Source organism: Streptomyces sp. NPDC001536 (genome assembly GCF_042894505.1).
Lineage (GTDB): Bacteria > Actinomycetota > Actinomycetes > Streptomycetales > Streptomycetaceae > Streptomyces.
In genome coordinates this window covers 467,826-493,010 of the sequence record NZ_JBIAVQ010000003.1, presented here as the reverse complement: position 1 = coordinate 493,010, position 25,185 = coordinate 467,826, and the positions used below count along the sequence as shown (strand labels likewise).

The window sequence follows — 25,185 nt, the reverse complement described above, 5'->3', positions numbered from 1 at the left end:
TCCTAGAACGCGGCCTCGTCCAGTTCCATCAGGTCGAGCTCGACGCCCTGGGCGAGCTTGCGGGCGCCGGTGACGCCGGGCAGGACGTTGGCCGCGAAGAACTTCGCCGCCGCGATCTTGCCGGTGTAGAAGGCCTTGTCCTTGGCGGAGGCCGTCTCCAGCTTCTCGGCGGCGACCGCGGCGCCCTTGAGGAGCAGGTAGCCGACGACGACGTCGCCGGAGGCCAGCAGCAGGCGGGTGGTGTTCAGGCCCACCTTGTAGATGTTCTTGACGTCCTGCTCGGTGGCCGCGAGGTCGGTCAGCATCAGGCCGACGATGGCCTCCAGCTCGACGGCCGCCTTGGCCAGGTGCTCGCGGGCGCCCGCGAGGTCCTCGCCGCCGGTGCCGAGCGCCAGGAACTTCTTGATGTCCTCGGCGAGACCGTTCAGGGCCGCGCCCTGGTTGCGGACGATCTTCCGGAAGAAGAAGTCCTGGCCCTGGATCGCCGTGGTGCCCTCGTAGAGCGTGTCGATCTTGGCGTCGCGGATGTACTGCTCGATCGGGTACTCCTGGAGGAACCCGGAGCCGCCGAAGGTCTGGAGCGACTGGGCGAGCTGCTCGTAGCCCTTCTCGGAGCCGTAGCCCTTCACGATCGGCAGGAGCAGGTCGTTGAGCGCGTGCTCGGCCTTGGCGTCCTCGCCCGCGGCCTCCTTGACGGCGATCGTGTCCTGGATGGAGGCGGTGTAGAGGACGAGGGCGCGCATGCCCTCCGCGTACGCCTTCTGCGTCATCAGCGAGCGGCGCACGTCGGGGTGGTGGGTGATGGTGACCTTGGGCGCGGTCTTGTCGCCGAAGGCGGCGAGGTCGGAGCCCTGGACGCGCTCCTTGGCGTACTCCAGCGCGTTCAGGTAGCCCGTGGACAGCGTGGAGATCGCCTTCGTGCCGACCATCATGCGGGCGAACTCGATGATGCGGAACATCTGGCGGATGCCGTCGTGCTTGTCGCCGATCAGCCAGCCCTTGGCGGGGTGCTGGTCGCCGAAGGTCATCTCGCAGGTGTTGGAGGCCTTCAGGCCCATCTTGTGCTCGACGTTGGTGGCGTAGACGCCGTTGCGCTCGCCCAGCTCGCCGGTCTCGAAGTCGAAGAGGTACTTCGGGACGAGGAAGAGGGACAGGCCCTTGGTGCCGGGGCCGTGGCCCTCGGGGCGGGCGAGGACGTAGTGGAGGATGTTCTCCTCCATGTCGTGCTCACCGGACGTGATGAAGCGCTTGACGCCCTCGATGTGCCAGGAGCCGTCCTCCTGCTGGATCGCCTTGGTGCGGCCGGCGCCGACGTCCGAGCCGGCGTCCGGCTCGGTGAGGACCATGGTCGAACCCCAGGTCTTCTCCACGGCGATCTGGGCGATCTTCTTCTGTACGTCATTGCCCTCGTCGTAGAGGATCCCGGCGAACGCGGGGCCGGAGGAGTACATCCACACGGCCGGGTTCGCGCCCAGGATCAGCTCCGCGTACGACCAGATCAGCGACGGCGGCGCGGTGGTGCCGCCGATCGCCTCGGGCAGGCCCAGACGCCAGTACTCGGAGTCCATGAAGGCCTTGTAGCTCTTCTTGAAGGACGCGGGGACCGGCGCGGTGTTGGTCTCCGGGTCGAAGACCGGCGGGTTGCGGTCGGCGTCCGCGAAGGACTCCGCCAGCTCGTTCTCCGCGAGGCGCGTCAGCTCGTCGAGGATGCTCTTCGCGGTCTCGACGTCCATCTCCTCGAACGGACCCGTGCCGTACAGCTTGTCGCGCCCGAGGACCTCGAAGAGGTTGAACTCGATGTCGCGGAGATTCGACTTGTAGTGCCCCATGGCGACGGCTCCGTAAGAAAGATCGGCGAGGCACTGGATCCTCGCGCTAGTTCACGTACCAACAAGTAGCTTCTTTCCGATGATGCTACCCGCCAGTAATAAACCGCAACCCTGATCCGGTCATCTGTGACGGTTCACACCGGAACCGTGAGGCTGGCTGTGTAGCCCGCGTCCACGCCGCCCTTCAGCGTCGCCATCTGCTGGTCGTAGCCGTCGCTGAAGATCATGTCCGTCTTCAGGGAGAGTTCCCCGAGGTTGTTCACGCTCTGGCTGTAACCGTCCGTCGCGTACACCGTGTCGCAGACGTCCTTGGGGAACGCGAGCTGCGAGGTGTTGGTGATCGACGTCGCCGCGGTGGCGTCCTCCAGGCTGCCGTAGACCTCGAAGTGGACGTGCGGCCAGCGGCCGGTGTAACAGCCCGGGAAGATGCTGGTGAAGGTGACCTGGCCGTTCTCGTCGGTCTCCTGCACACCCCGCAGATAGTTCTCGTCCGTGACGCCCTCGGTGTACAGGGAGTACGCGCCCTCCCGGTCGCAATGCCACAGATAGACGGCGGCGCCGTTCTTCGGCGTATCGCAGCCGGAGGAGACGTCGACGACGGTGAGGGTGATCGTCAGGGGTACGCCCTCGGCGGTGCCGCCCGCCGAGTCGCCGAAGCTCCTCCTGATGTCGCTGCGGACGACACCGCTCTCCTTGAGGACGTTCACACCGTTCGAGCCGTCGCCGGGGTAGGGGCCGGCGGTCTCCTCGGGGATGGCCGCGCACTCGGACGCCGTGGTGGAGGAGGGAGCGGTGGTGGAGGGAGCCGTGGTGGAGGCGGGGTCGTCGTCCGTGGAACAGCCGACCAGCGGCACCAGGCCGGCCCCCGCCATCAGCCGGATCATCCGTCGGCGGGCGAGGACGGGAAGGTCGTAGGAGAGCCCTCTGTCGTGCTCGTGGATCTCGTCGTCCTGGTGTCGGCGCATGGAACGACGCTACGAGCGCCGGTCCCGGAACCACAGTCACGGTGGCTGTCGAGTCGCTGTCGGTTTCCCGGACACCCATAGCCGTCCGCCGAGCCCCGCCCTCTCGGTACGCTTGCGCCCATGTACGGCTACGACCAGAGCGCGGGTACGCAGCAGCAGTACGCCGCGCCGCAGCAGCAGATGCCGGGCGGGTACGGCCAGCAGCCGCCGCTGTATCCCGAGCCGTCCCCGCCGTCCCTCGCGGACGCGGTACGGGCCTTCACCACGGGCCAGATGGCGGCGGAGGACTTCCAGCAGGTCTTCGCCACGTCCAAGGTGTACTGCCCGCGCGGCGACAACCCCGGATTCCTCGCCCTGCACAACACCCAGCAGCCGGTGATCCCGATGTTCACCTCGCTGAAGGAACTGCGGCGGTACGCGGGCAAGGAGTCCAAGTACTTCGTGATCACCGGGGCGGAGGTGATCGACCTGCTGCCGACCGGCTACGGCTTCGTCCTCGACATGGAGGGGGAGCACCGGATGGTCTTCGACGCGAAGGCCGTGGAGCAGATGGTCGAGTTCGCGATGCGGCGGATGTACGGCTAGCGAACCCCAGGAGTCGCGCCGGAATATCCCTCCCTGGTTGTCACAGCCATGCCATAGAGTTCCCCTCTGGCAGCCGCGCCCCGCACGCCACCGCTTCTCCGCGGTCCGCGTCCGGGCGCCGCGCGGCGCTTTCACCTCCCGGCACCGCCGGGATTCTCTGTGGGGGTTCATCACTGTGCGCATGCGCAGCACCTCGGCCGCGACGGCGCTCGCGGTCCTGTTCAGCTCGGTGGCGCTCAGCGTCGCCGCGGCCGGCTCGGCGTCGGCCGCCTCCGCCGTGGTCACCACACCCGGCGGCCTCGTCGCGGACGGCGTCCACCAGCGGGTCTTCCTCGGCGACAACGCCTCCGGCACGATCCTGGCCGCCGACTACTCCGGCACCCTGATCGACTCCGTGAGCGGCATCCCCGGCGTCACCGACCTGGCCCTGTCGGCCGACGGCGGCACCCTGTACGCGGCCACACCGGAACTGCACGAGATCGTGGCCCTCGACACGGCCACCCTCGCCGTCAAGGCCCGCTACACCGTCGCCACCACCCACGGCCCGCGCCATGTCGCCTTCGCCGGCGGCAAGGTCTGGTTCAGCTACGGCGACCAGTGGTCCGGCGACCTGGGCTCGGTCGACCCGGCGGTGGACCCGGCGAGCGGCACCGATCCCGTGGCGCTCGGCCAGTTCTCCGGCAAGGTCTGGGGCCAGGCCCTGCTGGACACCGATCCGACCGCGCCCGGGCTGCTGGCCGTCGGCGAGACCGGCCTGTCCACCGACTCGATGGCCGTCCTGGACGTGTCGGGCGGCACCGCGCAGCAGCTCGCCTGGCACAACGGCGACTACTCGCTGAACCAGGGCATCGGCGACATCGACCTGGTCCCCGGCGCCCCACAGGTGCTGTTCAACGGCAGGGACCGGGCCCAGTACGCCGACGGGAAGTTCACGCTCGCCGGCTCCTACCCGTCCGGCCAGCGGGCGGACATCGCCGCGAACGGCCTGGTCGCCCAGGTGACCGGCGACAAGGTGGCGGTCTACGAGCCCAACGCCACCCAGCCGCTGCGCACCTACCCCACCAGTACGAGCGGTACGGCCGACCTGGCCTGGGCCGCGGACTCCTCGCGGATCTTCGCGCTGGTGGGCTCGTCCTCGGGGTCCGGCTACACCCTCAAGGCCCTCACCGACACCACGCTCAACGTCCCCACCCTCACGGTCGCCGCGCCCGCCACGGCCACCCGCGCCAAGCAGCTCACCGTCACCGGCAAGCTCACGGCGACGGTCCCGCTGCCGGGCGGCGCCCAGCTGACGGTGACCCGCACCGACCTGGAGAGCCCGAACGGCAAGGCGCTGGCCCCGGTGACGGTCAAGGCCGACGGCACGTACTCCTTCACCGACACCCCGCCGGCCGGCGGCAAGGTCACGTACAAGGTCGCCTACGCGGGCGACGCGCAGCACACGGCGGTGAAGGCCTCCGACACCGTCGAGGTCTCCCGCGCATCGACCTCGCTCAGCCTGAACAACAACGGCAAGACGTACAACTACGGCACCGACGTCAAGTTCACCGCGCATCTGGGGACGACGTACAAGAACCGCTCGGTCGAGATCTGGGCCAACCCGTTCGGCGCGGACAAGCCCAACAAGCTGATCAAGAGCGGCACGGTCAACGCGGACGGCAACATCGCCGCCTGGGTCGACATGACCCGGGACACCACCGTCACCGCGGTCTTCAAGGGCGACGCCCGCTACAAGCCGAAGACGGTGAAGGTCACGGGCTACGCCCGGGTCAAGGTCTCCACCGCTGTCTCCAAGCACTACAAGACGGCGAAGATCGGCTCGACGACGTACTACTGGTTCCACAAGAGCACCGACCCGCTGCTCACCACGACGATGAGCTACTACGCGGGCCGGGAGCAGCGCTTCGACCTGCAGGCCTACTACGGGGGCGCGTGGCACACGCTGGACTCGCAGTACTTCCCGCTCGGCACGAGCGGCAAGTCGGCCGTGACGCTCGAGGCGCCCGGCGAGTCGGGCGTCAAGGCGCGGATCCGGTCCGTGTACGTCAACGGTTCGTCCGGTGACACGGTGAACTCGACGACGTACGGGACCTGGAAGTACCTGTACTTCAGCAACTGACACCGGTCCGGATCGGGTCCGGCTCGGACGGGGAGACCCGGAGGGAATGCCCTCCGGGTTTTCTCTGTTACGGGTGGCAGAAAGTTCAACGCTCAACTAAACTGGTCGCACCAAGGAGGTACCGACATGCCTGCAGTGACCGTCGAGAACCCGCTGACGCTCCCGCGCGTGGCCGCCCCGGCCGACGCCGTGGCCCGTCCCGTGCTCGGTGTCACGACCGCGCCGAGCGGTTTCGAGGGTGAGGGATTTCCGGTGCGGCGTGCGTTCGCCGGGATTCATTACCGGCATCTGGATCCGTTCATCATGATGGATCAGATGGGGGAGGTGGACTACCCAGCCGGCGCCCCGAAGGGGACACCGTGGCATCCGCACCGCGGCTTCGAGACCGTCACCTACATCATCGACGGAACCTTCATCCACCAGGACTCCAACGGCGGTGGCGGCACCATCACGAACGGCGACACGCAGTGGATGACGGCGGGTTCCGGCCTGCTGCACATCGAGACGCCGCCCGAGTCTCTGGTGAAGTCGGGTGGGCTGTTCCACGGGCTTCAGCTCTGGGTCAACCTGCCGGCCAAGGACAAGATGAAGGACCCGCGCTACCAGGACATCCGTGGCGGCCAGGTCCAGCTCTTGACCTCGCCGGACGGCGGCGCGCTGCTGCGGGTGATCGCGGGCGAGCTGGACGGCCACGACGGCCCCGGCATCACGCACACGCCGATCACGATGATCCACGCGACGTTGGCGCCGGGTGCGGAGATCACGCTGCCGTGGCGTGAGGACTTCAACGCGCTGGCCTACATTCTGGCCGGGCGCGGCTCGGTCGGCAGCGACCGACGTCCCATCCACCTCGGCCAGACGGCGGTCTTCGGAGCCGGTGGCTCCCTGACGGTCCGCGCGGACGAGAAGCAGGACTCCAACGCGCCGGACCTGGAGGTCGTACTCCTGGGCGGTCAGCCGATCCGTGAGCCGATGGCGCACTACGGCCCGTTCGTGATGAACACGCGCGAGGAGTTGCAGCAGGCTTTCGAGGACTTCCAGAAGGGACGGCTGGGGACGATCCCGGCCGTGCACGGGATGTCCGAGGGCGGGCTGTAGTTCCTTGGCAGATCGTCGGCCGGTTCGTAGGCCGGCCGACGATGTCCTGTGGCTTCGGGCCGTTGTTCAGGCTCAGGCGGACACGGGCAGCCTCCCGGTGTCCGGTGAGCCGTCGAGAGTCACGCCTCCCGCCCAGGTGATGCTGACGCGCGACGCGGTGGGCACGCCTTGTCCGGCGTAGCGGTACGCCTTGCGGACTTCCACGCGGTCCAGGAAGAGACGGAAGAAGGCGCGCTTCTCGTCTCGGGTGGCTTTAGCCCACCAGGAGTCCGGACCGAGGGGATCGGAGCCTTCGCACGGTAGCCAGGTGGAAGAAGGCAGTTGGACTTGGTCGCTGCAACAGAGTTGTGCGATGCGAGCATCAAGGGCCTGCAGCCGATCCGCGAGGTCACGCTTGCTCGTGTCCGTGTGTTGCTTCTGGAGTGAGTGCCGCAGGTTTGCGCGTTCGGCCAAGAGACGATCGCGTTCTTGCGTGACCTGAAGGGGCTCCTGCTGCTCCTGCTCACGGACATACCGTGCGGACGCGTGCGCGAGAACGGTCATGGTGGCTTGGTCGTCCTGCGCTGTCGCGATCACAGCCAGAACCCGGCGGGCGAGGTACTCCTCGATGCCCTTCGCGCCGATGGCCACCGTTCCCATGTGCTGCCCCGGCTTCACGACCCGGCGGCGGCACCGATAGTGCTTCTTGGAACCGGTTCCGCCGTGCGTCATGTATGAACCGCACTCGCAGTACAGGAGTCTCATCGCGGACAGGACCCCGGAGGGCCGGCCCTGCCAGGCCCCACCGCCGGGGTGACGCTCCTCGACCCACGCCTGCACGCGGTACCAACGCTCAGGGCTGATGATCGGCTCGAACGCTGCTACGGGATTGCCGTTGTCGTCCAAGATGATCCGGTACTCGGCGACTCTCTTGTCCGGTGTGCCGTCACGGCGGACTCCGTACACGCTTTCACAAGCGAATCCTGCGATGCGTGGGTCAATCAGAATGCGCTTCACGGTGCCCCTGTCCCAGGGTGCCTCTGAGTGCTGTTGCGCGGTCCTTTTGCCGCGCGTCAGGTGTCCTTCGGCTTCGAGACGACGGGCTAGCTGCCCGCAGGAGCCGGACGTGTTGCCAGTCGTGAGCCACTCCTCGACGATCTCCACGATGCGGCGGACGACGGGTGCTTCATGCTCCTCGTCCGGCGTGAGCATCTTGACGCTGACCGGCTTTCCGTCGGCGGACCGGCGTGTCTCACGGACGAGGGTGAAGCCAAAGGGGGGCTTGCCCGTGTAGCCGCCCAGGCTTGCTTCCAGGGCCTTGGCGGCCTTGATTGCACGGCTCTTGTTCAGGCTTTCTTCATGGTTGGCCTGAAGCTTGAACAAGAGCTCCATGAGGGCGAGTGGGTTGTCGGTGTGGAACTCGCGGTGCTCGCCGACGCTGATGATGCGAACCCGGTTCGCGAGCAGCGGGCGAAGTTCGCCGTACGTCTCCGCGGCGTTCTTCCGGCTGAGTCGGGACATGTAGTGCACCATGATCACGTTGATGCGACCGGCTCGTACGTCGCGCAGCAGTCGTTCGTAGGCGGGGCGTTCCACATTCTTGAAGGCGCTGATCCCCAGGTCTTCGTACACCTCGACGTGTGCCGGTGGGACGTCCCACTGCTTCAGGGCTTTCAGGCATTCTTCGTGCTGAGCCGCGGTGCTGGCCTCGCTGCCGGTGGTTCGAAGCTCGGATTGGCGTAGGTACACCCCTACGTGGATCGCCATACCGGTGACGGCTGCGGGGCGTGCGGGGGTGGGCAGGGCAGCGCTAGAGTCGCTGATATCCATGAGATCGGTCCGTTCGATCCTGTGGTGAGACCCCGGCGGGTGCGCTAACACCCGGCCGGGGTTGTTTGTTACTGCGAACGCTAAGTGATCGCAACGGAGTGTCGCAGGTGATTGCTCAAAGTGATCAGTGCTGGTGATACGGGCGCCACCGCGGATCAGATCCTCGCCTCGCTCAGGACCGCGGCTCGGGACGTTGCCGGCCGTGCCGCTCACCGCAGCCGTCTTCGGTGTTGCGGATGAGCTGTGGGGGCTCTATTCGGGTGCGTCCGACGGTGTCGATTCGTAGAGCTCGAACCAGATGCTCTTGCCCTCGCCCCGTGGGTCAACGCCCCAGGTGTCGGCGAGGAGTTCGATGAGCATCAACCCGCGGCCCGAGGAGGCCAGTTCGCCGGGGCGGCGGACGTGGGGGAGGTCGTCGCTGGTGTCGGTCACCTCCACGTGCATGCGGCGGGCGCCCTGTTCGCCGCGTACCTCTGCCAGGAGCAGTGCGTCCGCGTCCGTGTGGACCAGGACGTTCGTGAGCATCTCGGACAGCAGCAGTACCGCCGAGTCCACCTGGTCCTCCGACGGCCAGTCGTGGAGGAGTTCCCTCAGCTGTTGGCGGGCCACCGCCACGCGTTCCGGTTCGGCCTGGGCCACGGACAGCATCGTGCGGCGGACCCGCGGCACTGCCACGACGGTGTCGCCGCAGCCGCAGCCCTCTCCCTCGCGGCACAGCAGCAGTACCGCTATGTCGTCCTCGCGGCGGTCCGCGAGGGGGCCCGTGGTGTGGTGGGAGGAGGGGCCGTGGACGGCTTGGACCAGGGCGTCCGCCAGTTCCTCCAGCTCGCCCTTGTGCTCTTCGAGGATCGTGCGGACCCGCTGCCAGCCCGTCTCCAGGTCGTGGCCGCCCGTCTCGATCAGGCCGTCGGTGCAGACCATCATCGTCTCGCCGGGTTCGAGGGTGAGGCGGGTCGTGGGGTAGTCGGCGTCGGGGTCGATGCCGAGGGGGAGGCCGCCGTCGGTGCGGCGGATCAGGACCGTGCCGTCGGCCATGCGGATCGCGGGGTCGGGGTGGCCGGCGCGGGCGATGTCGAGGCAGCCGGTGGCGGGGTCGACCTCGACGTAGAGGCAGGTCGCGAAGCGCTGGTCGGCGGGGTCGTCGGCGTCGTAGGTCATGCCGTGCAGGAAGCGGGAGGCGCGGGACAGGACCGCGTCGGGGCGGTGGCCCTCCGAGGCGTAGGCCCGCAGGGCTATGCGGAGCTGGCCCATGAGGCCTGCCGCGTGGACGTCGTGGCCCTGGACGTCGCCGATGACCAGGGCGAAGCGGCCGCTGGGCAGCGGGATCATGTCGTACCAGTCGCCGCCCACCTGGAGGCCGCCGCCGGTGGGGACGTAACGCGCCGCCACGCTCATGCCCGGTATCTCGGGGCCCAGCTTGGGGAGCATGGAGCGTTGCAGTCCGTCGGTGAGCTCTCTGGCCGACTCCGCCGCCTCCGCGCGGGACAGGGCCTGGGCGAGCATCCGGGCGACCGTCGTGAGCACGGATCTCTCGTCCGGGGTGAAGGCGACGGGGTAGGCGAAGGCCGCCATCCACGCGCCCATGGTGCGGCCCGCGACCGTGAGGGGGAGGAAGGCCCAGGACTGGCGGCCGAAGTGGGCGGCGAGGGGCCAGGTGACCGGGTAGCGGTTCCGGTACTGCTCGGGGGTGGAGAGGTAGACCGCGCGGCCGGTGCGGACGACCTCTGCCGCCGGGTAGTCCGTCTCCAGGGCCATGTGGGAGAAGGGGCCCTCGTCGCCGGGCTGCTGGCCGTGGTGGCCGATGATCTTCAGGCGGTCGCCCTCGACGCCGAAGACCGCGAGGCCGTCCGGGGAGAAGCCGGGCATCGACAGGCCCGCGGCGACTCGGAGGACCTCCTCCGTGGAGCGGGCTTCCGCGAGGGCTCGGCCCGCGTCCAGGAGGAAGGCCTCCCTGGAGCGGCGCCAGTCGCCGGTGATCGCGCTGCGGGCCGCCGGGGTGCCGGGGGACGGTTCGGTGACCTCTTGCAGGGTGCCGATCAGGACGAAGGCGCGGCGCTCGGCGTCGTAGGAGGGATTCGAGCGGCTGCGGACGACCCGTACCACCCGGTTGTGCTCGTCCATGATCCGGATGCGGACCTCGGCGAGGGTGCCCTCGGCGACGGCGAGCTGGATGACGCCGGTGATCTCGTTCCAGTCGACGGCGTGCATGCGTGCGCGTGCCTGGACCTCGGTGAGCGTGGTCGCCTCGGCGGGCAGCCCGAGCAGGCGTGCGGCCTCGGCGTCCACGGTGACCTGGCCCGTTGCGGTGTCCCAGTGCCACAGGCCGGTCGCGAGGGCGGCGAGGACGTCCCCCACGGCGGGCAGGGGCTCACCAGTGCGCATTGCCCCACTGTAAGAAGAGGTGATCGAGGACTGCCACCGATGGCCCGGCCGGGATCGCGCGAATAATGGTGGGGAGCCGATCTTGGGGCGGCCGGTACCCTTGGGAGGTCCGGGCACCATGGCCCGTTCCTTGTCGGGGAGTGACCCTCGGCACAGCCCAAGATGTAAGGACGATGAACGACGATGCATCGGTACAGGTCCCACACCTGCGGCGAGCTCCGCGCCTCTGACGTCGGTACCGACGTCCGGCTGAGTGGCTGGCTGCACAATCGGCGCGACCTGGGCGGCATCCTCTTCATCGATCTGCGCGATCACTACGGCATCACGCAGCTCGTCGCCCGGCCGGGTACGCCCGCGTACGAGGCCCTGGACAAGGTTTCCAAGGAGTCCACGGTCCGCATCGACGGCCGCGTTGTTTCACGTGGAACCGAGAACGTGAACCCGGACCTGCCCACCGGTGAGATCGAGGTCGAGGTCTCCGAGGTCGAGCTGCTGGGCGCGGCCGCCCCGCTGCCGTTCACGATCAACACCGAGGACGGGGTCAACGAGGAGCGGCGCCTGGAGTACCGCTTCCTGGACCTGCGCCGCGAGCGGATGCACAAGAACATCCTGCTGCGTACGTCGGTGATCTCCGCCATTCGTCACAAGATGACGGCTCTCGGGTTCAACGAGATGGCGACGCCGATCCTGTCCGCCACCTCCCCCGAGGGCGCGCGTGACTTCGTGGTGCCGTCGCGTCTGAACCCGGGCAAGTTCTACGCCCTCCCCCAGGCGCCGCAGCAGTTCAAGCAGCTGCTGATGATCTCGGGCTTCGACCGGTACTTCCAGATCGCGCCCTGTTTCCGTGACGAGGACGCGCGCGCGGACCGTTCGCCGGGCGAGTTCTACCAGCTCGACGTGGAGATGAGCTTCGTCGAGCAGGAGGATGTCTTCCAGCCGATCGAGAAGCTCATGACCGAGCTGTTCGAGGAGTTCGGCAACGGGCGCCATGTGACGTCCCCCTTCCCGCGGATCCCGTTCCGCGAGGCGATGCTGAAGTACGGCTCCGACAAGCCGGACCTGCGGGCCCAGCTGGAGCTCGTCGACATCACCGATGTCTTCGAGGGCTCGGAGTTCAAGGCGTTCGCCGGCAAGCACGTGCGGGCGCTGGCGGTGCCGGACGTCTCCGCGCAGCCGCGGAAGTTCTTCGACCAGCTCGGGGACTACGCCGTCTCGCAGGGCGCCAAGGGTCTGGCCTGGGTGCGGGTCGCCGAGGACGGTTCGCTGTCCGGCCCGATCGCGAAGTTCCTCACCGAGGAGAACGTCGCCGAGCTCACCAAGCGGCTCTCGCTGGCCGCCGGGCACGCGGTGTTCTTCGGTGCCGGTGAGTTCGACGAGGTCTCGAAGATCATGGGCGCGGTGCGGGTCGAGGCCGCCAAGCGTGCCGGGCACTTCGAGGAGAACGTCTTCCGGTTCTGCTGGATCGTCGACTTCCCGATGTACGAGAAGGACGAGGACACCGGCGCGATCGACTTCTCGCACAACCCGTTCTCCATGCCGCAGGGCGGTCTGGAGGCCCTGGAGACCCAGGACCCGCTGGACATCCTCGGCTGGCAGTACGACATCGTCTGCAACGGCGTCGAGCTGTCCTCCGGCGCGATCCGGAACCACGAGCCCGAGATCATGCTGAAGGCGTTCGAGATCGCCGGTTACGACCGCGAGACCGTCGAGGAGAAGTTCGCCGGCATGCTGCGCGCGTTCCGCTTCGGCGCCCCGCCGCACGGCGGTATCGCCCCCGGCGTCGACCGCATCGTCATGCTGCTGGCGGACGAGCCGAACATCCGCGAGACGATCGCCTTCCCGCTCAACGGCAACGCCCAGGACCTGATGATGGGCGCGCCGACGGAGCTGGAGGAGGCGCGGCTGAAGGAGCTGCACCTGTCGGTGCGCAAGCCGCAGCCGAAGTAAGGCAAGCCTGGTAACTCCGGGTATCGCAAAGGGACTTGAAATCGCCCGCCGGTTTCAGGTCCCTTTTGCATGCCCCAGGAAAAGGGGCCGGTTTTTTACCGTCTCCCCGGGCTGGTACCGGGGCCGTACCGTCCACCTCCACGCACACGCACAAGGGCGCCCGGGACGGTCAAGTCCCGGGCGCCCTTGGTGTGTTACGTCAATGGCGGCGCGGCCCGTCGCTCGGTCAGGACAGGGACTTGTACCCGCTCCAGCCGGTGGCGATCTTCGTGCGCGCCCCGAACGACCCCTTCCCGTCCCCGCTGTTGCGGTACAGGTTGCCGCTGGTGTCGCGGGAGACGAGGTCGGCCTTGCCGTCGTCGGTGATGTCGCCGACGCCGACGACCGCGTTGTAGGAGCCGCCCCAGTTCGAGAACAGCTTCACGCGGGCCTTGAAGGTGCCGTCGCCCTTGCCGTCGTAGCGGTAGAGGACGTTGGACTTGTCCTGGGCGAGCAGGTCGCCGATGCCGTCGCCGTTGAGGTCTCCGGCGCCGACGATCTTCTTGTACGTCTTCCAGTTGTCGTAGAGCTTCACGCGGGCGGAGAGCTTGCCGGTGCTGGTGCCCTTGTAGAGGTAGACCGTGCCCGTCGAGGAGTTGCGGGTGATCAGGTCGGGGCGGCCGTCGCCGCTCACGTCGCCCGGCGAGGTCAGGACGTCGTACTGGGTCCAGCCGCTGCTCGCGAGGGTCGTGTACGACGTCGACGGCTTCAGGGCCGCGCCCCGGCCCGGCTTGTACAGGCGCAGGGCGCCGCTGCTGTAGCGCACGAGGACGTCGTTGTTGCGGTCGCCGCTCAGGTCGCCGACCGGGATCGCCTTGATCGTGGTCGCCCAGCCGGTGCCCGTGGTCTTCTCGCCGAACTTCCCGGTGCCGGTGCCGGAGTGGTACGTCAGGCCGCCGGAGGAGTTGAGGGTGAGCAGGTCGCCGCGGCCGTCCGGGCCGTCGGGGCTGACGTAGTCGTGGCGTACGGCCGCTCCGTGATCGAGGAAGACCTCGCCGGAGGTGACCGTGTTCGCCGTGGTCGTGCCGAGGCCGGTCGCTTTCAGGGTCCACTTGGTCCAGCCGGTGGGGAACCAACTTCCGCCGGACGTCTTGCCGTTCCAGGATGCCGACACCCGCGCCGCGGTCGCGCCGCCGGTGATCGTCCGGGTGCCCTTGCCGGTCGGGCCGGTCTGCACCGAGGTGAGGGTGAGCGACCAGGAGGTGACCGGGCGGGACAGGACGAAGGAGGCCGTGAAGGGGGTCGCCGCGTCCAGGTAGCTGTAGGTCTCCGACTCGAGGGCCGTCACCGCGGACGGGGTGATGCCGGTGGTGGTGACGTGGGTGCGCTCGTAGTCGTCGAACCAGGCGACCAGGCCGGTGTACTCGTCGACCGTCCAGCGGTAACGCCGGTCCTGCGCGAGGGCGTTGGCGGCCAGGCCGGACGCGATCGTGCGGGTGGTGCCCGTGGCCGCCTCGGTCAGGACCAGGGTGTCGGCCGGGTGGTCGTGGCGGACCGTGAAGCCGTCGCCGAGGAGCACGTCACCAGGGGTGACCGCCCTCGACGTACCGGCCTTGGTGTCGTACACACCCGCCGAGTCCGTCCCGCACGCCCAGTACACCCAGCGGCCCGCCGCCTGGAGCTCGCTCGGCACACAGGCCAGGTCCGGGACGGTCACCGTGGAGAGGGTCTTCTCCAGCGGGATGCTGTACGAGGTGAGCCTGCCCGCGGTCGTGGTGGCGCTCCAGAGGGTGGAGCCGTTGAGGGCGGCGGCGCGCACGGAACGCTTCAGCTTCTGGCCCTGGCCGTACTCGCCGACGTACTGCATTGGCGTCGTGCCACCGGAGTTGTAGACCGCGTAGCTGTCGGAGACGTCGACGATCGAGCCGCCCGTGGTGCCGAACTCCAGCGGGACGTAGCCGATGCTCACCAGACGGTCGGCCTTCTGCTCCAGGCCGAGCTCGTCGTCGTAGTACGTCGAGAGGTAGACGTCCTCCGCGTCGAGATTGCCCCACAGCGGTACACAGGTGGTGTCGGTGTACGGGCAGACCGCGGTGGAGGAGACGGAGGGGCCGGCTGTCGCGGCGGACGCGGTCAGCTCGGTGGAGCCGTTCGTGGTGAGGGTGCGCACCGACGTCGTACGGTCCGACTCGGCGACGCGCAGGCTGCCGCGGCTGAGCGCGATACCCGTCTTGGCGTTCTCCACCGCCGGGGACTGGTGCACCTTCTCCAGCTTGAGCGAGCCGTCCTCGGCCTGGCTGACCCGCTGCACCCACCAGTCGTTGGCGTCGGTGCCGCCGGTGACCAGGGCGCTGCCGTCACCGGACTCCATGGTGTACTCGCCGGCGCTGGTCAGCAGGGTCTGCTGCACGGTCGGGTCGGTGACGCTGACCGCGAGGAGCTGGGAGCCCAGCGAGCGGGAGGACAGCGGCAGCAGCAGCCAGTCGCCGACCAGGACGGGGTCGCCGTCGAGGGTGCCCGGGTTGGAGGGCAGGGTGACGACCTGCTCGGCGGCGGTGAGGTCGGTGCGGGACTTGAGGTGCAGTTCGGCGGTGCCCTCGTAGTACCAGCCGATCCGGTCCGGGCTCATCACGTATCGCGCGTTGGCGTCGGCGTCCGTGAACACCGTGGTGCTCACGGCCGACTCGACGTCGATGTAGTGGATCCCGCTGCTGCCGGGTGACCACAGCACGCCGGTGGAGTCGGCGCCGCGCACATCCCCGCTCTGCACACCGGTCGCGTCACCGGTCACCCTGCGGGCCCGCCACGCGCCGTCGACCTTGTCGATCACGGAGTAGGTGGTGACGATCGCGTCCCCGGCCAGCGCCTGGTAGTAGCCGTTGCCGGAGGTCCAGCTCACCTTCCTGGACGTGGCCGTGGCCGGATCCCAGAGTGTGGCGTAGGTGTCGGACCTGGTCGTCGGGAGGGCGACGAGGTCGCTGTCCGATCCGTACCAGCCGGGCATCGTGCATTCGGTGCCGAGGTACTCGCAGGCGATGACCGGGGTGTAGGCCCCGTCGGCGTCCACGACGGGGACGCTCCGGCCGGTCGTGTAGTCGGTCCACCGCAGGTCGCTGTGACCGGTCTGCCGATGAAGAAAGCCGCTGTCACCGGCGACGAGCGGGCGAACGGCTCGCGGAGTGGTCGAGGTCGGGTCGACCAGTGTCACCGCGGTGGTCCCGGCCTCGGCCGCTTCCGCGGTGCCGCCGCCCTCTGCCAGAGCGACGACGGACGCGGCCACCACGGCGACCGCGAGCGAGGAGACGGCGGCGGCCAGACCGCCCCGTCTCAGGGCGTGTCTGCCCACGTGTGTAGTCCCCTCCCGTCACGAGGGCCCCTGCCCTCGCACAAGTGGCCGGATATTACCAAGACTTCTTAAAGTCGCTTAACGCTTCTCAAAGGGAACCCACAGGTCGTTCCCCGAATGTTCTCCCATGCCGTCAACAGCCGTTCACCAGCTGGTTCTTGTCGCCTCCGACCTCGCCGCGGTCTCGGTGCTCGTCTTCGGCGTCTACTTTCCGCGCCACCACCGCCGCGACCTGGTCGCCGCCTTCCTCGGAGTCAACGTCGGGGTGCTCGCGGTGGCGATGACCCTGAGCTCGGCGTCCGTGGGCATCGGGCTCGGGATGGGCCTGTTCGGCGTCCTGTCGATCATCCGGCTGCGGTCGTACGAGATCGCCCAGCACGAGATCGCGTACTACTTCTCCGCCCTGGCCATCGGCCTGCTCGGCGGTCTCCCCGCCGAGGCCAACCCGCTGACCGCCGCGATGACGGCCCTGATCGTCGCCGTGATGTACGTCGGCGACCACCCCCGCCTCTTCCCCCGCCACCGTCAGCGCAGCCTGCGCCTGGACTCCGCCTACACCGACGACGACGCCCTGCGCGCCCACCTGGAGGTCCTGCTCGGCGGCCGGGTGGTCAACCTGACCGTGAGAAGCGTCGACCTCGTCAACGACACCACCCAGGTCGAGGTCCGCTACATCGTCTCCGGCACCCCGGTACCGCAGGAGGCCGGCACCCCCGCCGAACAGGGCGTACGGGCGTGACCGCGCTCGACTCCGTCCACACGGCCGTAGGGCTTCTGCGCCCCGTCGGTCTCGACGGACTCCCGCCGCTGCTGACACGCCTGGACCGCAAGTACGTCCTGCCGCTGGTCGACCTGCCCATCCTGTTCGGCGGCCTGGGCGAGGACGTACGGGTCCTGGAGATCGACGGCGAGCGGCGGTTCGGCTACCGCTCCCTGTACTTCGACACCCCCGGCCTGCACGGCTACCTCGGCGCCGCCCGGCAGCGCAGACGCCGCTTCAAGCTGCGTCTGCGCACCTATCTGGACTCCGGGGAGTGCTTCGTCGAGGTCAAGACGCGCGGCCCGCGCGGCATCACGGTCAAGGACCGCATGCCCTACGACGGTGATCCGCACCGGCTGTCCCCCGAGGCCCGCGCCTACGCCGACGACGTGCTCGCCGGGGCCGGCATCGACATCCGGCACCTGCGCCTGGAACCCACCCTGACCACGGCCTACCGCCGCACCACCCTCCTCCTACCCGCCAGCGACAGCCGCCTCACCGTGGACACCGCCCTGACCTGGCGCCTCCCCGACGGCGTGACGGAGCTGCGCGCCCCCGACCGCGCGATCGTCGAGACCAAGGCCGGCCGGGCCGGCTCCGGTGCCGACCGGCTGCTGTGGTCCCTGCGCCACCGCCCCGTGCCGGTGTCGAAGTACGGCACGGGTCTCGCCGCCCTGCGCCCCGAACTGCCCGCCCACCGGTGGCTGCCCGTGCTGCGCCGCCAATTTCCGACCGCGCGCAGCGCTCCGCCGGGACAGCGGTGACAGAGCCGCGGGCCGGTGGGGGCCGGTCGCGCCCACGCGGCGGAGCCGCCTGTCGAGCACAGCCCCGCGCCCCTCGGGGGCGCGACGTCGCACCGTACGTCGAGCAGACCGCCCAGAAGGAGTCCCGCATGAGAATCCGTACGAAGGTGATGGGCGCCGTCGTGTCCACCGTGCTGGGCGCCGCCGCGCTGGCCGGGTGCTCGGCGTCCTCGGAGCCGGAGGAGACGACCGCGTCCGCGGAACAGGGGAGTGCCGCCGCCGCCGACGGTTCCCAGAAGGCCGCCGCCGTGCTCGCCGCCGACGAGGAGGCCCATGACGGGGACCTGGATGTCGATGGCGCCGAGGACGTCGTGCTCGACGGGAAGAGCGTCACCCTCACCGAGGGCGGCACGTACCGGCTCAGCGGGAGGCTCTCCGACGGGCAGGTGCTCGTCGACGCCCCCGATCAGAAGGTGACGCTGATCCTCGACGGGGTCGACATCTCCAGCTCCTCCGGTGCGGCCATCGCGGCGACGGAGGTCGAGGAGCTGGTGGTCGTCCTGGCCGACGGCAGCGAGAACACCCTCTCCGACACCGACTCCTACGAGGAGGACGAGGACGCCGACGCCGCTCTCTTCAGCGCCGGGAACCTGACCGTCGGGGGCGCGGGCTCGCTCACCGTGCACGGGAACGGCAACGACGGCATCGCGAGCAAGGACGGCCTGGTCATCGCGTCCGGCACGGTCACGGTCGAGGCCGCCGACGACGGCGTACGCGGCAAGGACTACCTGGTCGTGAAGGGCGGCTCGGTGCGGGTGACCGCCAAGGGCGACGGGCTCAAGGCGGACAACACCGAGGACGCGGACGCCGGTTACATCGCCGTCTCGGCGGGGACCGTGCGGGTGAGTGCCGGGGGCGACGGCGTCGACGCGGCCACCGACCTGGTCGTCACCGGCGGCACGCTCGACGTCACCGCGAAGGCCACTGACGACTCCTCCGCGCACGGACTGAAGTCCGGCGTGATCACGGTCCTGGAGAAGGGCACTGTCACGGTCGACGCCTCCGCCGACGGGTTGCACAGCGACGCGGCCGTGCACCTGGACGGGGCGGAGGTGACCGTCACGGCCGGGGACGACGGGGTGCACGCCGAGGGCGACCTGGTCATCGGCGAGGGCGCGGTCGAGATCACGCGGTCGAACGAGGGCCTTGAGGGCAAGGACATCACCGTCGCGGGCGGCTCGACGAAGGTCACCTCGGGGGACGACGGGGTCAACGCGTGGGGGAGCACGACTGGTTCGACCGAGCAAGGCGGTGGCGGGCCGGGTGGTGGCGGTGGGGAGTCCGTGGGGGACTACACCCTCAAGGTCACCGGCGGCACCCTCGTCATCTCCGCGGACGGCGACGGCTTCGACTCCAACGGCACCGCCGAGATCACCGGCGGCACGCTCGTGGTCAACGGTCCGGAGACGGGCGGCAACGGGGCGCTCGACGTCAACGGCAGCTTCACCGTGAGCGGCGGGGTGCTGCTCGCCGCGGGCAGCGCGGGGATGGCCGTGGCGCCGGACGAGGAGTCCGGGCAGGGATGGCTGTCGGCGACGCTCGACTCGACGGTGGCGGCGGGGACGACCCTGCACGTCGTCGACTCCGACGGCGAGGTGGTCGCCTCGTACGTCACCTCGAAGGCGATCCAGAACGTCGTCTACTCGTCGTCGGCCGTCAAGAGCGGCTCGGAGTACCGGATCTACACGGGCGGCACGGCCTCGGGCGGCGAGACCGGCGGGATGTACGCGGCGGGCGATCTCGACGGGGCCGACGAGATCGCCACGGTGACGGCGGGCGACGCCCCCGAAGGAGGCTTCGGGGGCGGCCCGCGCAGGTAGTGCTAGCGCGCGACGTACTGGGTGAGGATCGCCTGCACCTCGTAGATGTCCACGCCCTTGGTGAAGGTCTTCTGGATCGGCACGGAGTTGCCGGAGACCCAGATCTTCAGCTCGGCGTCGAGGTCGAAGGTGCCGGCCGTCTCCACCGCGAAGTGCGTGATGCTGCGGTACGGGATCGAGTGGTACTCGACCTTCTTGCCGGTGATCCCCTGCTTGTCGACCAGGATCAGCCGACGGTCGGTGAACATGATGACGTCCCGCACCAGCTGGTACGCCGCCTGCACACCCTCACCGGCGCCCAGGAGCTTGGCGAAGTCCGATGCCGCCTGGGCCGGATCGACGGTGTGCGCGTTGCCGAAAAGTGCCATGGATGAAACCCCCCACTAGTGATCTTCGGGCATGTATAGCGCCTTGTGGGGGCCTCTGCCTAGATCAGGTGTCGTAACTCCCGTCCCAGGGGGGTCCGAAGCCCAGATTGTCCGGATACAGCTCGGCCCACAGCTCGTCCTCGTCCTCCCCGGTCACCAGACCGAACAGGACATCGTCGACGACGAGTTGGAAGGGCCGTATGGCGATGTCGGTGTACGTGCGCCGGGGCAGACTGCGCAACAGCGTGGCGAGGTGCGCCCGCGCCCGCCCGAGCACCGAACCGTCGCGCTGCTGCTCGGCCCAGGTCCCCGCACACCAGATCCGCGAGTCGCGGTGGTTGCCCTCCGCGTCGAAGGTGTGCAGCGCGGCGTAGAGGCGCTTGTGCTCCTCCCAGCCGCTGTCGAGCCGGAACCCCTTGGGGAAGGCGTACGAGACCGACCCGAGGAACTGCCCGTCCGCGTATAGCCCGATGGCCTCGGTACGGCCGTGCGGCTCGTAGGCGATCGGGATGATCCCAGGTACTGCCATGGCGCAAACCATACGTAGCTTCCCTGGCAAGTTCCGCCCCCCATCCATGAGTTGATCACCGATCGGCCGAAATTTTTACGGCAACCTTTTGGATCTCCACGACCACAGAAGAGTCGGAACTACCTCCCACGTACGTAAGGACTCATCCGTGGCTGCTCCCGCACACCGCCGGTCCCTCCGCAAGCGCCGCACCCTCGTCGTCTCCGCCGCCGTGGTGGCGGCCGGTGTCGGCGCGGGCGCGCTCGTGCTGAACGCGAACGCCGGGACCGTCGACCTGTACCACGAGACCCTCGCCGCCAAGGACGGCTGGGCCTCCTCGGGGACGGGCACGACCGGTGGCACGAAGGCCGACGCCGCGCACACCTTCACGGTCTCCACCCGCGCCCAGCTGGTCAAGGCGCTGGGCTCGGCCACCGACACCACGCCCCGGATCATCAAGATCAAGGGCACGATCGACGCCAACACGGACGACGCGGGCAAGAAGCTGACCTGCGCGAACTACGCGTCGGGCACGGGCTATTCGCTGGCTTCCTATCTGAAGGCGTACGACCCGTCGACGTACGGCCGCTCCAAGCTGCCGTCCGGCACGCAGGAGACGGCGCGGGCGGCGGCGCAGAAGAAGCAGGCGGCTCGGATCGTCTTCAAGGTCCCCGCGAACACGTCGATCGTCGGCGTCCCGGGTACGGGGGCCGGCATCACCGGCGGCATGCTCCAGATCCAGAACGTGGACAACGTCATCGTCCGCAACCTCACCTTCGCCGCCACCGAGGACTGCTTCCCGCAGTGGGACCCGACCGACGGCGCCGACGGCAACTGGAACTCCAACTACGACTCGGTGACCCTGCGCGGCGCGACCCATGTCTGGGCGGACCACAACACGTTCACGGACGCCCCGCACCTGGACTCGGCGAACCCGAAGTACTACGGCCGCGAGTACCAGATCCACGACGGCGCGCTCGACGTGACCAAGAGCTCCGACCTCGTGACGATCTCCCGCAACCAGTTCACCAACCACGACAAGACGACCCTGATCGGCAGCAGCGACAGCGAGCCGGCGGGCAAGCTGCGGGTCTCGATCCACCACAACGTCTACAAGGGCATCACCCAGCGCGCCCCGCTGTCCCGCGTCGGCCAGGTCCACATCTACAACAACTACTACGACGTCACGCCGCTGAACGGCTACGCGGTCCAGTACAGCATCAACTCCCGAGCCAAGGCCCAGGTGGTGGCGGAGAACAACTACTGGAAGGTCCCGTCGAGCGTGAAGGTCGCCAAGCTCCTGAGCGGCGACGGCACGGGTTCGGTGAAGGGCAGCGGCAACCTGGTCAACGGGACGGTGACGGACCTGGTGGCGGCGTACAACGCGGCGTCGTCGAAGGACCTGAAGACGACGGTGAACTGGACGCCGACGCTGACGGCGGGCTTGGAGTCGGGGTCGGCGGTTAAGAACCTGCCCACTTCGCTGGGGAGTTCGGCGGGGGCGGGTGTTCTGAAGTAGGGCGTCTACGACGGATCCGGGGAGCCGGTCGGCTTCCCGGACCCGTCCGGCTGTTCGGCCGCCGTGCTTCCGTAACGTGGCAGCCCCCGGGTGGAGATGGTCCAGTCGCCGATGGTGACGTCCTCGCCGTAGACGAAGTCCTTGCGGGACGCGTAGCGCGGGCCGTCGGGGGTGGCGTGGATGTCGGTGAGGACGGCGCCGGTGCCGGTGCGGGGGTCGAAGATCGCGTAGGCGGGGATGCCCATGAGCGGGTAGTCCCGCATCTTGCCTGCCCAGTCGTTGTCCGGGTTGGAACGCGAGACGACTTCGATGGCGGCGATCAGCGTCCGAGGGTCGAAGGAGCCGTCACCCTCCATGTCCGCCCAGGGGATCACCATCACGTCGGGGTGACGCATGATGCCTTCGGGCGCCGCCTCCACATCGGGTTCACCCGTGTGGGCCACGATGTCCTCCGGCATCACCTTTTCCAGGCGTTTCCGCAGGTGCAGCACAGTGATCTCATGCTGCCTCACGGGCGACATCATGTCGTGGACGATCCCTTCCTTGGTGATCTCGAACTTGCCGGGGAGGGTGTCGTCCATGGACTGCAGAAAGTCCCTCATGGCCAGGTAGAGGTGGGAAGCGCCCTGCCGCGCGTTGTCCGGTGCGATGGTCATGGCGCTCGCTCCTCGTCTGTGCCCAGGGGCAAGGATCGTCGCTTCCATGCTAGGCGGCCCCCAGGAGATCGGTTCGGCAGTCGCGGCAGCGGCCCGGTTCCGGAGCGCGGAAGGGACGCTCGCAGCCGTCGCAGGTCTGGAAGGGGTGTCTGGGCTCCGGGGCCGGTGGCGCCGGGGGCCGGAACGGTGGCGGGGGCGGGAGCTGGGCGGCCAGGCGGTGGGCCAGGAAGGCCGCCGGGCGGATCAGGGGTTCCGGCGGCAGGTTCTCGGTCAGGGCGTGGCGTACGGCGGTGGGGGTGAGGTCGCGTTCCAGCCAGGCGGCGACACCGGGGGCGAGGTGCTCGGCGTCGGTGGCGGACAGGAGGAGGCGGGGGTCGCGGCGGCGGAGGCCGGCGAGGACGTCGATGGCCGTCTGGAGGAGGGCGGGGTGGGGGTACGAGGGCTGCGGTACGGCGGGGAGGCGCTTGCGTGGGGGTGGCTTGTCTGGGGCGGCGCGTCGGACGGGCCGCCTTTCTGTGGGCTCGGACGGGGCGGCCCGGTGTCCTGGCCTGTTGCAGGAGACCGTGCGGGTGATGACCCGGCCGGTGGGGGTGCGTTCGCGGGTGCGGCGCAGGACGCCATGGGCTTCGAGTTCGCGCAGGGCGGCGGCGATACGGGTGGGGCCCTCAGGGAAGCGGTCGGCGAGAGTCTTGATGTCGACGGCGGTGCCCTGTCGCACCGACTGGATGTTACGCCAGGCCGATGGCGAGCCCGGAGAGTTCCCGGTGCTGGATGAGGTCGTTGCCGATCACCGTGAAGTTCTCGGTGTGGCGGACGTTGTCGTGGACCACGCCGGAGTGCGGTCGCGCGTGGGGGTGGTTTTCCCCTGAGACGCGGGACTGAGCGCGCGAGGGCGCGCTAGTGTTTTCGGTGTCCATCAGGAAGCTCCGAACTTCCTCGGTGGTCAGGCCCCCGCACTGGGATCGCTAGTCCCGGCGGGGGCCGTCGCATGTTTGCGGTTGCGTTGTGTTGCTCGCGCTGAGCGTAAGGCAGGCAACCGGTCCCAAATCCAGCCGAGTTGGGCATATTCACTCGCGGGGGTGAGTTTGCCCGACGGAAGGGAGGGGTGGGGCTTGGTGGGGTGCTTTCTCCCCGGTAGGTGGTTCCTAGGGAGCGCAGGTCGGACCGGGGTGCGGGGCGTCAGGCTTCGGTGACTCCGGTACTGGGGCGGTGAGTTCGAGTTCGGCCCAGACCGTTTTGCGTGGGGTAGGCCGGAGGTCACCCCCCAGCGGTCGGCGAGGGCGGCTACGAGGGCGAGGCTGCGGCCGGTTTCGCTCTCGGGGGTGGTGGGTTGGGGCTGCGGTAGCCGGTGTCGGTGACCTCGATGCGAAGGGTGTCGCCCACAACGTAGAGCAGCAGTTGGAAGCTCCGGCCGGGAACGTGGCCGTGGGTGGCCGCGTTGTTCGCCAGTTCGGCGACGACGCTCGCCGCCGGGTCCAACGGGAGGTGGCAGCAGCGCAGTTGCTCGGCGGCGAGCAGCCGGGCGGGGCGGGCGCCGCGTGGGGTCGGGGACAGCAGGACGCTGAAGTTGCGGATGGGGCAGTCGTCGGGTTTCTGCATCACGTCACTCAGCGTGGCTGTGTGCGCTTACCGTGAGGAGTGATCACGCCGGTACGTAGAGCGACTGTCCAGGGCTTGTCCAGACGTGTCCGGGCTGTCCAGAGGGTGCGTGCGGGTAAAGGCGTTGCGGCAAGGTCGTACGACGGAGGGGTACGGGATGTCGGTGGACACGGAGGCGGGGCGGCTCAAGACGGAGGCGGGCGAGCCGGGTTGGGAGGTGGATCCGGACGATGACTGGGGTGTGGCCGTCATCGCCACCGTGGGGCGGCAGTTGAGGCTGCGGCGGGAGGCGGTGGGGATGCGGGTGCCCGAGTTCGCGAAGGCGGTCGGGTACGGCGAGGACCTGGTCTACAAGATCGAGGGAGGGAAGCGGATTCCCCGGCAGGAGTATCTGGACAAGGCCGACGAGGTGTTGGGGGCGGATGGGCTCATCTCGGCGGCTTGGGAGGACGTGAAGAAGGTCCGGTACCCGAAGAAGGTGCGGGCGCTGGCGAAGATGGAGGCGAAGGCGGTCGAGATCGGGGTGTACGAGTGCAGCAACATCCACGGACTGCTGCAAACGCCTGAGCACGCGCGGGCTCTGCTGGATCCATCTACGAACGGACACCCCTCCTGCCCTCGGTTTCGTCCTCGAAGAGGCGACGCTGCACCGCAGTGTCGGAGGCACAATGGTGCGGCGACAGCAGTTCGAACGTCTGCTGGAGATGGGGAGGTTGTCCAACGTCACGCTTCAGGTGATGTCGCTGGACAGCGCGCCGCACCCCGGCATGAGCGGCAGGATCGAGTTGCTGAAGTTCGAGGACGGCACGGCCTCCGAGGGAGTCGCTGGCCCTCGTCGAACGACTGCTGGGAGAAACATGATCCGCAAGTCCACAGCCGGTGACGCCTCCGAACTGGCGTGGTTCAAGAGCAGCTACAGCAGTGGCCCCGACAGCGACTCCTGCGTGGAGGTCGCCACCACCCCGGCGACCATTCACGTCCGTGACTCGAAGTACCACGGCACCAGCCCGCGCCTCGCGCTGGCTCCCGAGGCATGGGCGGACTTCGTGGCGTACGCGTCCGGGAACTGATCCCGCTGATCTGTTGCGCGAGC

Annotated in this window: 18 protein-coding genes and 2 pseudogenes; 10 read left to right on the top strand and 10 right to left on the bottom strand. The window is 68.9% G+C overall.

Annotation, left to right across the window (positions count from 1 at the left end):
- Positions 1-2 precede the first annotated feature (2 nt).
- Together ACFY0U_RS11165 and ACFY0U_RS11160 are read right to left on the bottom strand one after the other, a co-directional pair.
- Entirely contained in the window at positions 3-1,829 is a 1,827-nt protein-coding gene (locus tag ACFY0U_RS11165; protein WP_388633517.1) for an acyl-CoA dehydrogenase, read from the bottom strand.
- A gap of 134 nt (positions 1,830-1,963) precedes the next feature.
- Positions 1,964-2,794: an intradiol ring-cleavage dioxygenase gene (locus ACFY0U_RS11160; RefSeq protein WP_388633514.1), complete on the bottom strand. Its 831-nt coding sequence runs from the start codon at positions 2,792-2,794 to the stop codon at positions 1,964-1,966.
- A gap of 120 nt (positions 2,795-2,914) precedes the next feature.
- On the opposite strand from ACFY0U_RS11160, the gene ACFY0U_RS11155 reads away from it, so the two are divergent.
- From ACFY0U_RS11155 to ACFY0U_RS11145, 3 genes are all read left to right on the top strand, one after another.
- The gene (locus ACFY0U_RS11155; protein WP_388633511.1) at positions 2,915-3,379 is read left to right on the top strand and encodes an SseB family protein; all 465 of its coding nucleotides are present in this window, start codon (positions 2,915-2,917) and stop codon (positions 3,377-3,379) included.
- Positions 3,380-3,560: 181 nt separating this feature from the next.
- Positions 3,561-5,498 (top strand): YncE family protein, encoded by a 1,938-nt coding sequence (locus ACFY0U_RS11150; RefSeq protein ID WP_388633508.1) that lies wholly within the window; start codon positions 3,561-3,563, stop codon positions 5,496-5,498.
- A 126-nt stretch (positions 5,499-5,624) separates the two neighbouring features.
- Positions 5,625-6,596: a pirin family protein gene (locus ACFY0U_RS11145; protein ID WP_388633505.1), complete on the top strand. Its 972-nt coding sequence runs from the start codon at positions 5,625-5,627 to the stop codon at positions 6,594-6,596.
- A gap of 72 nt (positions 6,597-6,668) precedes the next feature.
- Here the strand turns inward: ACFY0U_RS11145 and ACFY0U_RS11140 are convergent, their stop codons facing one another.
- Both ACFY0U_RS11140 and ACFY0U_RS11135 read right to left on the bottom strand, forming a co-directional pair.
- Complete coding sequence (locus ACFY0U_RS11140) at positions 6,669-8,405, bottom strand: recombinase family protein (RefSeq protein ID WP_388633502.1); 1,737 nt, start codon at positions 8,403-8,405, stop codon at positions 6,669-6,671.
- Between the two features lie 252 nt (positions 8,406-8,657).
- Complete coding sequence (locus ACFY0U_RS11135; RefSeq protein WP_388633499.1) at positions 8,658-10,787, bottom strand: SpoIIE family protein phosphatase; 2,130 nt, start codon at positions 10,785-10,787, stop codon at positions 8,658-8,660.
- 183 nt (positions 10,788-10,970) lie between these two features.
- Here ACFY0U_RS11135 and aspS point away from each other — a divergent pair, with 183 nt between their 5' ends.
- A complete protein-coding gene (aspS, locus tag ACFY0U_RS11130; protein WP_388633496.1) occupies positions 10,971-12,734 on the top strand; it encodes an aspartate--tRNA ligase in 1,764 nt (587 codons plus the stop codon).
- Between the two features lie 226 nt (positions 12,735-12,960).
- On the opposite strand, the gene ACFY0U_RS11125 is transcribed toward aspS, so the two are convergent.
- Positions 12,961-16,059 (bottom strand): FG-GAP-like repeat-containing protein, encoded by a 3,099-nt coding sequence (locus ACFY0U_RS11125; RefSeq protein ID WP_388633493.1) that lies wholly within the window; start codon positions 16,057-16,059, stop codon positions 12,961-12,963.
- A gap of 127 nt (positions 16,060-16,186) precedes the next feature.
- Between ACFY0U_RS11125 and ACFY0U_RS11120 the strand changes: the two genes are divergently transcribed.
- The 3 genes from ACFY0U_RS11120 to ACFY0U_RS11110 all read left to right on the top strand — a co-directional run bounded on the left by ACFY0U_RS11120 (position 16,187) and on the right by ACFY0U_RS11110 (position 19,442).
- Positions 16,187-16,798: a DUF4956 domain-containing protein gene (locus ACFY0U_RS11120; protein WP_388633490.1), complete on the top strand. Its 612-nt coding sequence runs from the start codon at positions 16,187-16,189 to the stop codon at positions 16,796-16,798.
- Positions 16,795-17,583 carry a polyphosphate polymerase domain-containing protein gene (locus ACFY0U_RS11115; RefSeq protein ID WP_388633487.1) on the top strand — a complete coding sequence of 263 codons (789 nt, stop codon included), beginning with the start codon at positions 16,795-16,797 and terminating at the stop codon, positions 17,581-17,583. The genes ACFY0U_RS11120 and ACFY0U_RS11115 overlap by 4 nt, the downstream gene beginning before the upstream one ends.
- A gap of 128 nt (positions 17,584-17,711) precedes the next feature.
- Entirely contained in the window at positions 17,712-19,442 is a 1,731-nt protein-coding gene (locus ACFY0U_RS11110) for a carbohydrate-binding domain-containing protein (protein ID WP_388633484.1), read from the top strand.
- 2 nt (positions 19,443-19,444) lie between these two features.
- On the opposite strand, the gene ACFY0U_RS11105 is transcribed toward ACFY0U_RS11110, so the two are convergent.
- Positions 19,445-19,810, bottom strand: a complete 366-nt coding sequence (locus ACFY0U_RS11105) for a PH domain-containing protein (protein ID WP_388633482.1) — start codon at positions 19,808-19,810, stop codon at positions 19,445-19,447.
- A gap of 64 nt (positions 19,811-19,874) precedes the next feature.
- A complete protein-coding gene (locus tag ACFY0U_RS11100) occupies positions 19,875-20,339 on the bottom strand; it encodes a hypothetical protein (protein WP_388633479.1) in 465 nt (154 codons plus the stop codon).
- A 148-nt stretch (positions 20,340-20,487) separates the two neighbouring features.
- On the opposite strand from ACFY0U_RS11100, the gene ACFY0U_RS11095 reads away from it, so the two are divergent.
- Entirely contained in the window at positions 20,488-21,837 is a 1,350-nt protein-coding gene (locus tag ACFY0U_RS11095) for a polysaccharide lyase family 1 protein (protein WP_388633477.1), read from the top strand.
- 5 nt (positions 21,838-21,842) lie between these two features.
- Here the strand turns inward: ACFY0U_RS11095 and ACFY0U_RS11090 are convergent, their stop codons facing one another.
- The 3 genes and pseudogenes from ACFY0U_RS11090 to ACFY0U_RS11080 all read right to left on the bottom strand — a co-directional run bounded on the left by ACFY0U_RS11090 (position 21,843) and on the right by ACFY0U_RS11080 (position 24,095).
- Positions 21,843-22,493 (bottom strand): Uma2 family endonuclease, encoded by a 651-nt coding sequence (locus ACFY0U_RS11090; RefSeq protein WP_388633474.1) that lies wholly within the window; start codon positions 22,491-22,493, stop codon positions 21,843-21,845.
- A gap of 49 nt (positions 22,494-22,542) precedes the next feature.
- Positions 22,543-23,410, bottom strand: a pseudogene (locus ACFY0U_RS11085) (helix-turn-helix domain-containing protein).
- Positions 23,411-23,777: 367 nt separating this feature from the next.
- Complete coding sequence (locus tag ACFY0U_RS11080; protein ID WP_388633472.1) at positions 23,778-24,095, bottom strand: ATP-binding protein; 318 nt, start codon at positions 24,093-24,095, stop codon at positions 23,778-23,780.
- 154 nt (positions 24,096-24,249) lie between these two features.
- On the opposite strand from ACFY0U_RS11080, the pseudogene ACFY0U_RS11075 reads away from it, so the two are divergent.
- Positions 24,250-24,904: pseudogene (locus ACFY0U_RS11075) on the top strand (helix-turn-helix domain-containing protein); the annotation flags it as partial.
- A gap of 45 nt (positions 24,905-24,949) precedes the next feature.
- The gene (locus ACFY0U_RS11070; protein ID WP_388634310.1) at positions 24,950-25,162 is read left to right on the top strand and encodes a DUF397 domain-containing protein; all 213 of its coding nucleotides are present in this window, start codon (positions 24,950-24,952) and stop codon (positions 25,160-25,162) included.
- Positions 25,163-25,185: the final 23 nt, after the last annotated feature.